This window comes from Pseudonocardia asaccharolytica DSM 44247 = NBRC 16224 (assembly GCF_000423625.1).
Taxonomy (GTDB): domain Bacteria; phylum Actinomycetota; class Actinomycetes; order Mycobacteriales; family Pseudonocardiaceae; genus Pseudonocardia; species Pseudonocardia asaccharolytica.
Window position 1 is genome coordinate 102851 of record NZ_AUII01000003.1, and the last position, 13845, is coordinate 116695.

The 13845-nt window shown below is 71.6% G+C and carries 14 protein-coding genes; 9 read left to right on the forward strand and 5 right to left on the reverse strand.

What is annotated here, in order from left to right:
• Positions 1-129 precede the first annotated feature (129 nt).
• A complete protein-coding gene (locus G567_RS0104545; RefSeq protein ID WP_037055879.1) occupies positions 130-1557 on the reverse strand; it encodes an amidase in 1428 nt (475 codons plus the stop codon).
• A complete protein-coding gene (locus G567_RS0104550) occupies positions 1554-2543 on the reverse strand; it encodes a D-2-hydroxyacid dehydrogenase (protein ID WP_051232294.1) in 990 nt (329 codons plus the stop codon). The genes G567_RS0104545 and G567_RS0104550 overlap by 4 nt, the downstream gene beginning before the upstream one ends.
• A 144-nt stretch (positions 2544-2687) precedes the next feature.
• On the opposite strand from G567_RS0104550, the gene G567_RS0104555 reads away from it, so the two are divergent.
• From G567_RS0104555 to G567_RS0104575, 5 genes are all read left to right on the forward strand, one after another.
• Positions 2688-3179: a DUF3830 family protein gene (locus G567_RS0104555; protein WP_028929040.1), complete on the forward strand. Its 492-nt coding sequence runs from the start codon at positions 2688-2690 to the stop codon at positions 3177-3179.
• A 15-nt stretch (positions 3180-3194) separates the two neighbouring features.
• Positions 3195-3959, forward strand: a complete 765-nt coding sequence (locus G567_RS0104560) for a maleate cis-trans isomerase family protein (protein ID WP_028929041.1) — start codon at positions 3195-3197, stop codon at positions 3957-3959.
• Between the two features lie 21 nt (positions 3960-3980).
• On the forward strand, positions 3981-4733 hold the full coding sequence (locus tag G567_RS0104565) for a maleate cis-trans isomerase family protein (RefSeq protein ID WP_037055881.1): 753 nt from the start codon (positions 3981-3983) through the stop codon (positions 4731-4733).
• Between the two features lie 12 nt (positions 4734-4745).
• Entirely contained in the window at positions 4746-5459 is a 714-nt protein-coding gene (locus tag G567_RS26805; protein ID WP_084795864.1) for a GntR family transcriptional regulator, read from the forward strand.
• A 107-nt stretch (positions 5460-5566) separates the two neighbouring features.
• Positions 5567-6823: an aspartate aminotransferase family protein gene (locus G567_RS0104575; protein WP_028929043.1), complete on the forward strand. Its 1257-nt coding sequence runs from the start codon at positions 5567-5569 to the stop codon at positions 6821-6823.
• Positions 6824-6859: 36 nt separating this feature from the next.
• Here the strand turns inward: G567_RS0104575 and G567_RS0104580 are convergent, their stop codons facing one another.
• Positions 6860-8017, reverse strand: coding sequence for an Mrp/NBP35 family ATP-binding protein (locus tag G567_RS0104580; protein WP_051232296.1), 1158 nt, complete (start codon positions 8015-8017; stop codon positions 6860-6862).
• Between the two features lie 117 nt (positions 8018-8134).
• Here G567_RS0104580 and G567_RS0104585 point away from each other — a divergent pair, with 117 nt between their 5' ends.
• Positions 8135-8629, forward strand: a complete 495-nt coding sequence (locus G567_RS0104585) for a MarR family winged helix-turn-helix transcriptional regulator (protein ID WP_028929045.1) — start codon at positions 8135-8137, stop codon at positions 8627-8629.
• On the opposite strand, the gene G567_RS0104590 is transcribed toward G567_RS0104585, so the two are convergent.
• Entirely contained in the window at positions 8607-9158 is a 552-nt protein-coding gene (locus G567_RS0104590; RefSeq protein ID WP_028929046.1) for a DUF1003 domain-containing protein, read from the reverse strand. The two genes, G567_RS0104585 and G567_RS0104590, sit on opposite strands and share 23 nt — an antisense overlap.
• A complete protein-coding gene (locus G567_RS26810; RefSeq protein ID WP_084795898.1) occupies positions 9151-10491 on the reverse strand; it encodes a magnesium transporter MgtE N-terminal domain-containing protein in 1341 nt (446 codons plus the stop codon). Before G567_RS26810 ends, G567_RS0104590 begins: the two co-directional genes overlap by 8 nt.
• Before the next feature lie 60 nt (positions 10492-10551).
• Between G567_RS26810 and G567_RS0104600 the strand changes: the two genes are divergently transcribed.
• The 3 genes from G567_RS0104600 (at position 10552) to G567_RS0104610 (ending at position 13798) form a co-directional block, all read left to right on the forward strand.
• The gene (locus tag G567_RS0104600) at positions 10552-11451 is read left to right on the forward strand and encodes a PhzF family phenazine biosynthesis protein (protein ID WP_028929047.1); all 900 of its coding nucleotides are present in this window, start codon (positions 10552-10554) and stop codon (positions 11449-11451) included.
• Between the two features lie 109 nt (positions 11452-11560).
• Positions 11561-12520, forward strand: a complete 960-nt coding sequence (locus tag G567_RS0104605) for an HpcH/HpaI aldolase/citrate lyase family protein (RefSeq protein ID WP_028929048.1) — start codon at positions 11561-11563, stop codon at positions 12518-12520.
• An 81-nt stretch (positions 12521-12601) separates the two neighbouring features.
• Positions 12602-13798 (forward strand): acyl-CoA dehydrogenase family protein, encoded by a 1197-nt coding sequence (locus G567_RS0104610; RefSeq protein ID WP_028929049.1) that lies wholly within the window; start codon positions 12602-12604, stop codon positions 13796-13798.
• Positions 13799-13845 lie beyond the last annotated feature (47 nt).

The window sequence follows — 13845 nt, forward strand, 5'->3', positions numbered from 1 at the left end:
CGACGTTATGGCTCCATAACGCGCAGAACGCTCCGCTCCCAACGACGTTATGGCTCCACAACGCGCAGAACGCTCCGCTCCCAACGACGTTATGGCTCCATAACGCGCTGGGAGAGAGGGCGCCGGCGCTCAGGCGAGCAGCGGTGGGCGCCGGGTGTGGTGGTCGGTGGCCTGCTCGTAGGCGTGCGCGGCCGCCAGCACTCGCGCGTCGGTGTGCCGGGGCCCGACGATCTGCAGCCCCACCGGCAGCCCCGCCGCGGTGAACCCGCACGGAACGCTGACGGCGGGCTGCTGGGTCATGTTGAACGGGTAGGTGAACGGCGTCCAGGACGTCCACCGCGGCGCCGGCCAGCCATCCGGAACCTCACGGCCCGCCGGGAACGCCGCGATCGGCAGGGTCGGGGTGAGCAGCAGGTCGTAGGTGAGGTGGAACTCGCCCACCAGCGTGCCGAGATCATTGCGCACCGCCATCGCGGACAGGTAGTCCAGCGCGCTGATTCCCGCGCCCCGCTCGGCGATCTGCACGAGCGCGGGGTCCATCTCGGCCCTCGCGGCGGCGTCGAGACTCTCGATGCTCTTCGCGGCGCCCGCGTACCACAGCACCTCGAACGGCTCGACCGGGTCGGCGAAGCCGGGATCGGCATACTCCACGGTGGCGCCGAGGGTGGCGAAAACGTCGGCGGCGGCCGCGAACGCCGCGGCCACCTCCGGGTCGACCCGCGCGTACCCGAGCGTCGGGCTGACCGCGACCCGAAGCCCGGCGACCCCGTCACCGAGCGCGTCGGTGCAGGTCCGGGCGGGAGCGAGCAGCGCAGGCAGGGCCCACGGGTCGCGCACGTCGGAGTGGGAGATGACGTCGAGCAGCAGCGCGGCGTCGGCAACGGTCCGGGTCATCGGCCCGACGTGGGCCAGCGTGCCGAACGGGCTCCCCGGATGGTGCGCGACCCGGCCGTAGGTCGGCTTGTGCGCGACGGTGCCGGTGAACGCGGCCGGGATCCGTACCGAGCCGCCGCCGTCGGTGCCCAGCGACAGCGCCCCCATACCCAGCCCGACCGCGGCGGCGCTGCCGCCGCTGGAACCCCCGGCGGTGAGCGCCGGGTTCCACGGGTTGCCGGTGACGCCGGTGAGCGGGGAGTCCGTGACCCCCTTCCAGGCCAGCTCGGGGGTCGTGGTCTTGCCCAGCAGCACCGCACCGTGTTCGCGGACCCTGGCGACGGGCGGCCCGTCGACCTGGTGCGGGCCCTCGGCGCTGGTCGTCCGGGACCCGCGGCGGGTCGGCCAGTCGATGGTCAGCAGGATGTCCTTGATCGAGGTGGGCACCCCGTCGAGCGCCCCGCACGGCTCCTCGCGCCGCCAGCGTTCCTGCGATTCGTGCGCCATCGCCATGGCCCGCTCGGCATCGACGAGGCAGTAGGCGTTGACGGCGTGGTCCAGCTTCTCGATGCGCTCGAGCGCATCGCGGGTGGCCTCCACCGGGGAGAGCTCGCCGGTCCGGTAAGCCGCCAGCAGTGCGGTGGCCGGCAGGTCGGCGGTGTTGCTCGTGCGCGGCGCGCTCATGGGTTCGCTCCCGATGTCGTCACGTACCCGCGGGTCTTGTCCACGACGTTGCGCAGCGGCCGTCCGGACCGGTAGCGGGCGAGGTTGTCGGCGAACAGCGCGACCAGGTTGTGCTGCCACCCCACGGTGTCGCCGGACATATGCGGGGACACGATCACCCTCGGCATCGTCCACAGTGGTGAGTCGGAGGGCAGCGGTTCGGTCTCGAAGACATCGAGCGCGGCGCCGGCGATCCGGCCCTCGGCCAGCGCGTCGACGAGATCCGGCTCGACGACCAGCGCGCCGCGGCCGACATTGATCACGCGCGCGTTCCGGGGCAGCAGCCGCAGCGCGGCGGCGTCGAGCAGGCCGCGGGTCTGCTCGGTGAGCGGGGCGGCGAGGACAAGGTAGTCGGCGTCGGGCAGCAGGCCGGCCAGCTTGTCGATCCCGTGCACGGGCGGATCGGCGCGCCTGCTGACGAGTTCGACGCGCAACCCGATCGCGGTCAGCATCGACGCGATGGCTCGCCCGATCGGTCCGCCCCCGACGACGACGGCCCGCGCTCCGGCCAGCTGCTCGGTCTCCCGGTGCCGCCACTCGCGGCGGGCCTGCTGTGCGAGGGTGCGTGGGAGGTCCTTGGCCAGCGCCAGTACGAGCCCCGCGACGTACTCGGCCATGGGGGTGTCGAACACCCCGCGGGAGTTGGTGAGCACGACGTCGGAGTCGACGAGTCCCGGGAAGACCAGCCGGTCGACCCCGGCGCTGGCGGTGTGCACCCAGCGCAGGGTGTCCGCGGCGGCCCAGGCGGTGCGCACGGCGTCGGAGGTGAAGTCCCAGACGAACAGGGCCTCGGCTCCGGGCAGGGCGCCGGCGAGGGTGTCGGCGGTGGCGAACCGAAGCTCCGTGCCATCGGTGTGGTCGGCGAGCGCGGGCGGGCGGTCCGCCGCGTGCAGCACCGCGATGATGGGGCCGCCGGCACGGCGGTTCTGACCTGCGGAAATGGGCAAACTGTGTCCTTCCCGGCGGTGTGGCGGAACCATTGACACGCTAGGAAGCGCTCGTATGATTGTCAACAATCCGCGGAACTGGTGCGGGGACGGAGCGATCGCCTATCAGCACTGCTCGCGGGGTGGTTCGGTTTGTCGAAGCTCATGAAGATCACGTTGGCTCGTCGCGGTGTCTCCTGCGTGGCCGAACTGCTGGAGAAGGACGCCCCTCGCACCTGTGCCGCGGTCTGGGCCGCGCTCCCGCTCGGTGGCGACGCCCAGCACGCCAAGTACGCGCGCAACGAGGTGTACACGATGGTCCCGCGCTTCGGCGACAAGATCGGTCACGAGAACCCGACGGTCACCCCGATCCCGGGCGACGTCGTGTACTTCGCGTTCTCCGGCGGCATGCTCGACCAGTCGTTCAAGGCCGACCAGAACATCGATCACCTGCCCGGTGTCATCGACCTTGCCATCTTCTACGGGCGTAACAACCTCCTTCTCAACGGCGATGTCGGATGGGTTCCCGGGAACGTCTACGCGACGATCGTCGAGGGCCTTGACGTCATGGCCGAGGCGTGCCACGACGTGTGGCGGTCCGGCAGCGTCGGGGAGCGCCTCGTCTACGAGCGGCTCACAACGCGCTCCGAGACCTAGCGGAAGGGGTGCGAGATGCCGAGCGAGCTCTCCGTGGGTCTTGTCGACCTGGAGTCGGACAACCCGCCTGGCCTCGGGGTCATCGCACCCTTCGATTTCGCCCTCGACCGCGAGCTCTGGCGCTGGGCGCCCGACGACGTGTCGCTCTACCTCACCCGGCTGCCGTTCTTCACCACGCCGGTGACCGTCGAGATGGCGGTCGCGGTCGGCGATCGCAGGGCGCTGCGCCGGGCCACCCGCGATGTGCTGACGCCGGGGCCGGGGGCGGTGACGTTCGCGTGCACGTCGGGCAGCTTCGTCGGCGGCACCCAGGGCGAGTTCGTGCTGCGGCGCACGATGCTGGAGGCGGGTGCGCCCGAGGCGACGACGACATCGGGCGCGCTCGTCGATGCGCTGCGCATGCTGGGGGTGCATCGGCTGGCGATCGCCACCCCCTATATCGAGGCGGTGACCGCGCGGCTGGTCAGCTACCTCGAGGAGCACGAGGTGCAGACCGTGTCGAAGCAGGGGCTCGGGCTGCTCGGCAACATCTGGCGGGTCACCTACGCCGAGGTCGTGGAGATCGTGACGGCGGTCGACCGACCGGACGCGGAGGCGCTGTTCATCAGCTGTACGAACCTGCCGACCTACGACATCATCGAGCCGCTCGAGAGGGCCCTCGACAAGCCGGTGCTGACGGCCAACCAGGTGACCATGTGGGCCGCGCTGCGGGCGATCGGCCGTACGGCGGTGGGGGGCGGCCGGCTGCTCGCCGCCGCGCCGCGACGGTCGGCGGCGTAACCCGTAGGATTGTCGACAATCATGGCTGATATCTCTGATCCGGTACCGACCATCGGCATCCTCTATCCGGGCTACTCCGCGGAGGACGACTATCCGCGCGCCGAGACCGTGCTCGGCGACGGCAGCCGGCTGCCCCTCGTGCACACCGAGATGGGTGAGGACGCCCATCGCGTCGATGCGCTGCGCGACATCGGATCCGACGAGGTGCTCGCGACGGGCGCCGCCAAGCTGACCGCGACCGCGGCGCCGCTGGACGCGATCGTCTGGGCCTGCACGTCGGGCAGCTTCGTCTTCGGCTGGGACGGCGCATCGGCGCAGGCCGAGGCGCTGGCGGCGGCGGCCGGAGCGCCGGCGTCGAGCACCTCGTTCGCGTTCGTCGAGGCCTGTCGACGACTCGGCGTCACCCGGGTCGCGGTCGGCGCCACCTATCCCGACGACATCGCCGAGCGGTTCGCCGAGTTCCTCGGCAGAGCCGGGATCAGGGTGCTGTCGCTGTCGGCGCGGGGGATCATCACCGCCGCGGAGGTGGGCACGCTGCCCGCCGGCGACGTGCTCGGCTTCGCCGCGGCCGCCGACCACGCCGACGCGCAGGCCGTGCTGCTGCCCGATACCGCGCTGCACACCATCGGGTTGCTGGACGACCTCGACGCCCGCGTCGGCAAGCCGGTGCTCACCGCGAACCAGGTGACCGTGTGGCAGGGGCTGCGGCTGGCCGGCGCCGACCGTGCCCGCCCGGGACTGGGCCGGCTGTTCGCGAGCGGCCGAACCGAGTGAGGAGAGGTACCGATGGGGCTGGACCTCGAAGATCTGGAGCCGGTGAGCCGTCGGTCCACGGCGGCGATCGTCGCGGACCGGCTCCGGCAGGCCATCATGCGCGGCAGCTTCCCGCCCGGGACCCAGCTGGGTGAGGTCGAGCTGGCGACCCGGCTGGGGGTGAGCCGGGGACCGCTGCGGGAGGCGATGCAGCGGCTCGTCGCGGAGGGTCTGCTGCGCAGCGAGCGGCACCGCGGGTTGTTCGTCCGCGATCTCGCCGCGGACGACGTCCGCGACGTCTACATCGCCCGAACCGCCGTCGAACGTGCGGCGGCGTTGCTCATACTGGCGGGGGACCGGGAGAGCGCCACGCTGCGGCTGACGGCCGCGCTCGCCACGATGGAGGCCGCCGCCGCGGCGGGCGACGCGGTCGCGCTGGCCGATGCGGACCACCGGTTCCACCACGAGTTCGTCGCCGCCGCCGGCAGTCCGCGGCTGCGCCGGATGGCCGATGCCTTGCTGGTGGAGACTCGAATGTGCCTCGCCGCGCTGCAGCGGACCGCCCCGCCCGCGGCCGACCTGGTCGCCGAGCACCGGATCCTGCGCGACGCGGTGCGCGACGGGGACACCGACCGGCTGGTCGCGACCCTGGAGGCGCATATGGCCGACGCGGTCGCGCGCATCCTCGACGGCGCCGACCTCAGCGAGGGCGCACCGGACGGCAACCTGCCCGCCCTGCCCGCCTGAGCCGGCCCCCCTTGCCCGCCGCCGGGACGCATGGTTCGATCGGGGCGATCGAGAGATTGTCGACAAGTCGACAACTCGACAGACTCCGATTGTCGGGAGCCCGCGTCATGGCACAGCTGTCCCCGGTCCTCACCCAGGCCACACCCGTCCAGGTGGCCAGCGGCAAGGGCGTCTACCTCTACGACACCGACGGCCGTCGCCACCTCGACTTCACCGCAGGTATCGGCGTCACCAGCACCGGGCACTGCCACCCGAAGGTCGTCGCCGCCGCGCAGGAGCAGGTCGGCACGCTCATCCACGGCCAGTACACGACCGTCATGCACCAGCCGTTGCTGCGCCTGTCCGAACGCCTCGGCGACGTACTGCCCGCCGGCCTGGACAGCGTCTTCTTCCTCAACTCCGGCAGCGAGGCCGTCGAGGCCTCGGTGCGGCTGGCCCGGCACGCCACCGGCCGCCAGCTCATCGTCGCGTTCGACGGCGGCTTCCACGGGCGCACGATGGGTGCGGCCGCGCTCACCACGTCCGGCGCCAAGATCCGCGCCGGGATCGGTCCGCTCATGGGCGGGGTCGCGTTCGCGCCGTTCCCGTACGCGTTCCGCTACGGCTGGAGCGAGCAGCAGGCCACCGACTTCGCCCTGCGCGAGCTCGACCGGATCCTGGTCACCAGCGCCCCAGCGGCCGACGTCGCCGCGTTCGTCATCGAGCCGGTGCTGGGGGAGGGCGGCTACGTGCCGACCCCGCCGAAGTTCCTCACCGGGCTGCGGGAACGCGCGGACCGGCACGGCATCCTGCTCATCGCCGACGAGGTGCAGACCGGTTTCGGGCGGACCGGGAAGTTCTGGGGCCACCAGCACACGGCCGGCGTCGTCCCGGATATCTTGATCACCGCCAAGGGTCTGGCCAGCGGCTTCCCGCTCTCGGCCATCGCTGCGCCGATCGCCCTGATGGAGCGGGCCAGGCCGGGCTCGCAGGGTGGTACCTACGGTGGGAATGCCGTGGCCTGCGCGGCCGCGCTGGCCACCCTGGAGGTGATCGAGTCCGAGGGACTGGTCGCCAACGCCGCCGAGCAGGGCGCCCGGCTGCTGGCCGGGATGCGCGAGGTGGCCGCCGAACATCCGCGGATCGGTGACGTCCGCGGGCTCGGCTTGATGGTGGGCAACGAGTTCGTGACGCCCGAGGGCGCCCCCGATCCCGAGCGCGCGACCCGCGCCCACGCCGCCGCGGCCGCCCACGGCCTGCTGCTGCTGACCTGCGGACCCTTCGGCAACGTGGTGCGGATGATTCCGCCCCTGATCGTCACCGCCGACCAGATCGACGAGGGCGTCGGGCTGTGGGCAAAGGCGGTCTCGGACGTGCTCGGCTGACCCGCGGGATCAGGCGCGGCACGTGGCGCCGGGGTGCTACTTGCCGCGCACGGGCGCGATGTTCAGCGATCTGCCGGCCAGCCCGCGCGAGCGGGTGCTGAGGGTCTCGGCCACCGCACGCAGCGCCGCGCCCGCCGCCGACTCCGGCTCGGCCAGCACGATCGGGGTTCCGGTGTCGCCGCATTCACGCAGCCGCGGCTCCAGCGGAATCTGCCCCAGCAGCGGCACCGGGGCGCCCAGCGCGCGGCTCAGCGAGTCGGCCACGGTCTGGCCGCCGCCCGCGCCGAAGACCTCCATCCGGGTGCCGTCGGGCAGTTCCATCCACGACATGTTCTCCACGACGCCGGCCAGCCGCTGCCGGGTCTGCAGCGCGATCGCGCCCGCGCGCTCGGCGACCTCGGCCGCGGCCTGCTGCGGGGTGGTGACCACGAGCAACTCGGCGTTCGGGATCAGCTGCGCGGTGGAGATCGCGATATCGCCGGTGCCCGGGGGCAGATCCAGCAGCAGCACGTCCAGGTCGCCCCAGTAGACGTCCGCGAGGAACTGCTGCAGCGCGCGGTGCAGCATCGGGCCCCGCCACACCACCGGCGTGTTGCCCTCGACGAACATCCCGATCGAGATGACCTTCACGTCATGCGCCTGCGGCGGCATGATCATGTTCTCGACCTTGGTCGGGCGCGCCGCGGTGCCCAGCATCCGCGGCACCGAATGGCCGTAGATATCGGCGTCGACGACGCCGACGTGCAGCCCGCGGGCGGCCATCGCGGCGGCCAGGTTGACCGTGACCGACGACTTGCCGACCCCGCCCTTGCCGGACGCCACGCAGTACACCCGGGTCAGCGAGCCCGGCTGGGCGAACGGGATGACCGGCTCCTCGACATCGCCGCGCAGACTGCGGCGCAGCGCGGTGCGCTGCTCGTCGCTCATCACGTCGAGATCGACTTCCACGGCCCGGACGCCGGGGACGGCGGACACCGCGGTGGTGACCCGGGAAGTGATCGTCTCCCGCATGGGGCAGCCCGCGACGGTGAGATAGACCCCGACATGCGCGACGCCGTCCGGGGAGACCGTGACATCCTTCACCATGCCGAGCTCGGTGATCGGCTTGTGGATCTCGGGGTCATCGACCTTCGCCAGGGCGGCCCGGACGGCCTGCACGACAGAGCTGGAATGGGTGTTTCCGATGACGGACATCAGGGTTCTCCGCTGGACCTTCCTGTGACGTCGATATGGGCGGCCGCTGGGCCGCCACCTGTTCGTCCATGCTACGTGCGTGTCCGCACCCACCTGGTCGCCGTAGCATCTGACCTCGTGACGAACATCGCCGAGGCCGCCACGGGGCAATCCCGGGCGGCTGTGCCGGGGGGTCGGCGTCGGGTACCCGACAAGGAACAGCTCGCCTCGTGGCGGGCCTTTCTGCGGGCCCATGCCACGATCACCCGCACCCTGGAGACCGAGTTGGTCGCGGAGCAGCGGTTGTCGCTGGCTTCCTACGACGTGCTGGTGCAGCTTGCCGAGGCGCCCCGGCGCACCCTGCGGATGACCGAGCTGGCCGCCGCCGTGTTGCTGTCGCGGTCGGGGGTGACCCGGATCGTCGATCGGCTGGAGCGAGTCGGGCTGGTCCGCCGCAGCGCGGTGGAGAACGATGGCCGCGGGGTCGCGGCCATCCTCACCGAGGCGGGTCTGAACCGGCTGCGCATCGCGTCCCGGACCCATCTCGCCGGCGTGGTGACGCATTTCGCCGACCGGTTGAACGCCGACGATCTGGCTGCGCTGGAACGGATCAGTCGCCGGCTGGTCGATTGACCCCCCGGCCCCGGCCTGCGCCCCGCTCGACCCGGTCCGCGGCCCGTCCGGATCCGTCGGCCCGCTCCGCGCCGATCCGTTCGGCGAGCTTCTCCAGCTCCCCGCGCAGGTAGTCGCGGGTCGCGACCTCGCCCACCGCGAGTCGCAGCGCGGCGAGCTCCCGGGCCAGGTACTCGGTGTCGGCCTTGGTCCGCTCGGCGCGCCTGCGGTCCTCGTCGAGCGAGATCCGGTCCCGGTCGTCCTGCCGGTTCTGCGCCAGCAGGATCAGCGGCGCCGCATAGGCGGCCTGGGTGGAGAACGCGAGGTTGAGCAGGATGAACGGGTAGGGGTCCCAGCGCAGCGACACCGCAAACAGGTTCAATGCGATCCACACCACGACGAGCACGGTCTGGATCGCCAGGTAGCGGCCGGTACCGAGGAACCGGGCGGCTCGCTCGGACAACCGCGCAAACTCCTCCGGATCCACATCGAGCCTGCGCCTGCCGAGGCGCGGCTGGTCGAGCCTGCGACGGGTGCGCAGCTCAGGCATGGTCCCTACCTCTCGCGGGCTCGTTCACGGCGCCGTGGCGGTGGCCGTCCCCGCGGTCCGGATGTCCCGTGCCGAGGCCTCCGACGACACCCCCGATCGGTTCGGTCAGCTCGTCGCGCCAGCCCCGGGGCAGCAGGTGGTCGAGCACGTCGTCGACGGTGACCGCGCCGAGCAGATGTTCCCCGGCGTCGACGACCGGGCCCGCGACGAGGTTGTAGGCCGCGAAGTAACGGGTGATCTGGGCGAGCGTCGCATCCGGTGACAGCTGCGCGAGCTCGCTGTCGACCAGGCCCGCCACCAGCTCGAACGGCGCCTCCCGCAACAACCGCTGGGCGTGCACGCAACCGAGATAGGGCCCGGTCGGCGTCTCCGTCGGGGGCCGGCAGACGAACGCCATGCTCGCCAGCGCGGCCGGGATGTCCGGGTTACGGATGTGCGCGAGCGCCTCGGCGACGGTGGCATCGGGGCGAAGGATGATCGGTTCGGGGGTCATCAGCCCGCCCGCGGTGTCGGCCGAGTACCGCAGCAGCCTGCGGACCGGTGCCGACTCCTCCGGCTCCATCAGGGCAAGCAGCCGGTCGGACTCGTAGGCGGGCAGCTCCCCGAGCAGATCGGCCGCGTCGTCGGGGGCCATCGCGCCGAGCACGTCGGCGGCGCGCTCGGCGCCCAGGTGACCCAGCAGCTGCCGCTGATCGGACTCCGACAGCTCCTCGAACACATCGGCCAGCCGTTCGTCGTCGAGGGCGTCGATGACCTCGTGCTGACGCTTGACCGGCAACTCGGAGAGCGCCGCGGCGACATCGGCGGCCCGCATCGTCTCGAACACCGCGAGCAGCCCCTCGGTGCCCTGCCGGTCGGACAGGGTCAGCCCCCGCACCGCCCGCCACGCCACGATGCTGACCGCGCCGCGCCGGGTCAGCCGGGTCCGCCGCGGGCGCACCGCGAGGCGTCCGACCACCCAGTCGCGGGAGCGGGTCGGCTCGATCGCCGCATCGACGACGACGACCTCCTCGCCGGAGTCGGCGAGCCGCACCGGAGCGTCGATCACCTGGCCGACGAGCAGCGCCTCGTTCGGGCGCTGACGGAACCCGCGCAGGCTCACCGAGCCGGTGGCCAGCGTGACCGCCTCGACGTCGATGCTGGTGACCCGCAACATCGGCACGAAGATCCGCCGCCGGGTGACCAGCTCGACGACGAGCCCGAGCACCCGCGGCGGGTTCGGATCGACCCGCAGCGAGATCACGACGTCACGGACCTTGCCGATCCGCTCGCCCCCGGGCCCCATGACGGCCAGACCCACCATGCGGGCCACGAACACCTGCGCCGTGCCCATGGTCACAGCCTAGGACCGCCGGGTGCGCGCGTCTGCGCACGTCACTCTAGGGTCAACGCGGTGCGGAACCTTCGATTCGACGTCGTCGACGTGTTCACCGAGCGGCCGTACGCCGGCAACCCGCTGGCCGTCGTACACGGGGCCGACGAGCTGGACCCACCGTTGGACGCCGCGGCCATGCAGGCGATCGCCGCCGAGTTCTCGCTGTCCGAGACCGTTTTCCCGCTGCGCCCGACGCTCCCCGGGGCCGACTACCGGGTGCGGATCTTCACCCCGGCCGTCGAGCTGCCCTTCGCCGGGCATCCGAGCGTGGGCGCGGCGTGGGTGCTGGCCAGGGACGGGGTGATCGGCGGCGGCGAGGTCGTGCAGGAGTGCGGCGCGGGCCTGCTTCCCGCCCGCATCGACGCCGTCGGGGCGCATATCCGCGGTGGCGCGGTCGAGGTCGGCGACGACGCCGACGCCGCGCTGCTGGCCGCTGCGGTCGGGCTGGGGCTCGACGACATCGACGGTGCGGCGGCCGCGGGCGTCGCCTCGGCGGGGGTGCCGTACGTCTTCCTGCCGGTGCGTCCGGACGCGGTGGCCGGTGCGGTCTGCGACGACGCCGCCGTGCGGGCGCAGACCGAGGGGGTGACCGGGCTCGTCGTCTTCCACGCCGACCAGGGGTGCGAGCGCGTCCACCTGCGGATGTTCGCGCCCGGTGCGGGGGTGCCGGAGGATCCGGCGACCGGTTCGGCCGCGGTCGCGCTCGCGGTGTTCCTCGTCGACCGCGGGCTGCTCGAACCCGAGGGCGAATCGAGCTTCACCATCGCCCAGGGCGCCGAGATCGGCCGGCCGTCGACGCTGCACGTCCGGGTGCGCGCGCGGGCGGGCCGCGCGACCGAGACCTGGGTCGGTGGCGGGGTGGTCGCGGTGTCCCAGGGCGAGCTGGTGGCCGTTCCGCCCGGCGGTACTGCCGGGTAACGGCCGCTCACCTCGGCTGGGTGAGAAACCAATCACCCTGTGGCGCCACCGCGGCGCGGACGTGCCAGCATTCTGGGAACCCGCGCCGACCTCGACGAGGAGTTTCCCTGTGAGCACGCCCAATCGCGCCCGCCGTTCCTGCCTCGCAGTGCCGGGATCGAGCCAGAAGTTCATCGACAAGGCCCGCACCCTGCCCGCCGACCAGGTCTTCCTCGACCTGGAGGACGCCTGCGCCCCGCTGGCCAAGGCCGATGCGCGCAAGACGATCGTGGCCGCCCTGAACGAGGGCGGCTGGGGCGACCGGATCCGGGTCGTCCGGATCAACGACTGGACCACCGAATGGACCTACCGCGACGTCACGGAGGTCGTGGAGGGCGCCGGGGCCAACCTCGACGCGATCATGCTGCCGAAGGTCCAGACGCCCGAGCAGGTCGTCGCGCTGGATCTGCTGCTGACCCAGATCGAGAAGACCATGGGCTACGAGGTCGGCCGCATCGGTATCGAGGCGCAGATCGAGAACGCGCTGGGGCTGACCAACGTCAACGCGATCGCCACGGCGTCCCCGCGCGTCGAGACGATCATCTTCGGCCCCGCCGACTTCATGGCCTCGATCAACATGCGCTCGCTGGTGGTCGGCGAGCAGCCGCCCGGCTACGACGTGGGCGACGCCTACCACCACATCTTGATGAGCATCCTGATGGCCGCGCGCGCACACGACAAGCAGGCCATCGACGGCCCGTACCTGCAGATCAAGGACGTGGACGGGTTCCGCAGGGTGGCCGGCCGCTCGGCCGCGCTCGGCTTCGACGGCAAGTGGGTGCTGCATCCCGGCCAGATCGACGCGGCGAACGAGACGTTCTCCCCGGCCCAGTCCGACTACGACCACGCCGAGAACATCCTCGACGCCTACGAGTACTACACCTCCGCGGCGGGCGGGGCGCGCGGCGCGGCGATGCTGGGCGACGAGATGATCGACGAGGCCAGTCGCAAGATGGCCCTGGTCATCGCGAGCAAGGGCCGCGCGGCCGGCATGCAGCGCACCGACCGCTGGACCCCACCTGCCGAGTGAGCACGTGCGCGGCAGCTGGTGCCGGAGTACCACTTACCGCGCACGACCACCCGTCGCCGACCGCCCTCAGGAGGAACCACCATGGCCCGGCTCGCCCAGACCGCCGGTCTGACCGAGATCCAGCAGGAGATCCTGTCCACCGTCCGCACATTCGTGGACAAGGAGATCCTTCCGCACGCGACGGCGCTCGAGCACGCCGACACCTACCCCCAGGACATCGTCGACGGGATGAAGGAGATGGGGCTGTTCGGCCTCACCATCCCGGAGGAGTACGGCGGGCTCGGCGAGTCGTTGCTCACCTACGCGCTGGTCGTGGAGCAGATCGCGCGGGGCTGGATGAGCGTCTCCGGTGTGATCAACACGCATTTCATCGTGGCGTACATGATCAACCAGCACGGCACGCCCGAGCAGAAGCAGCGCTACCTGCCGAGGATGGCCACCGGCGAGGTGCGCGGCTCGTTCTCCATGTCCGAGCCCGACCTCGGCTCCGACGTCGCCGCGATCAAGACGAAGGCCGTGTCGGACGGTGACGAGTTCGTGATCGACGGCACCAAGATGTGGCTGACCAACGGCGGCACCTCCAACCTCACCGCGGTGCTGGTCCGCACCGACGAGGGGGCGGCGAAGCCGTACCAGAACCTCACCACGTTCCTCGTGGACAAGCCCACCGGCTATGGCGAGGTCGCGCCCGGACTCATCGTGCCCGGCAAGATCGACAAGATGGGCTACAAGGGCGTGGACACCACCGAGATGGTGTTCAAGGGTCACCGGGTGCCCGCAGGGCAGATCCTCGGCGGCAAGCGGGGCGCCGGTTTCGCCCAGATGATGGACGGCGTCGAGGTCGGCCGCGTCAACGTCGCCGCCCGCGCCTGCGGTATCTCGATCCGCGCCTTCGAACTGGCGGTCGAGTACGCACAGCAGCGCAGCACGTTCGGCAAGCCGATCGCCGAGCACCAGGCCGTCGCCTTCAAGCTCGCCGAGATGGCCACCAAGGTCGAGGCGGCGCACCTGATGATGGTCAACGCCGCGCGGCTGAAAGACTCCGGCAACCGCAACGACGTCGAGGCCGGGATGGCCAAGCTGCTCGCCAGCGAGTACTGCGCGGAGGTTACCCAGGAGGCCTTCCGCATCCACGGCGGTTACGGCTACTCCAAGGAGTACGAGATCGAGCGGCTGATGCGGGAGGCGCCGTTCCTGCTGATCGGCGAGGGCACCTCGGAGATCCAAAAGACGATCATCAGCCGCGGCCTGCTGCGGGAGTACAGGCAGCGCACCTGACCCTGTGAGTGCGTAACAGTGTCAGAACACTGTTACGCACTCACGGC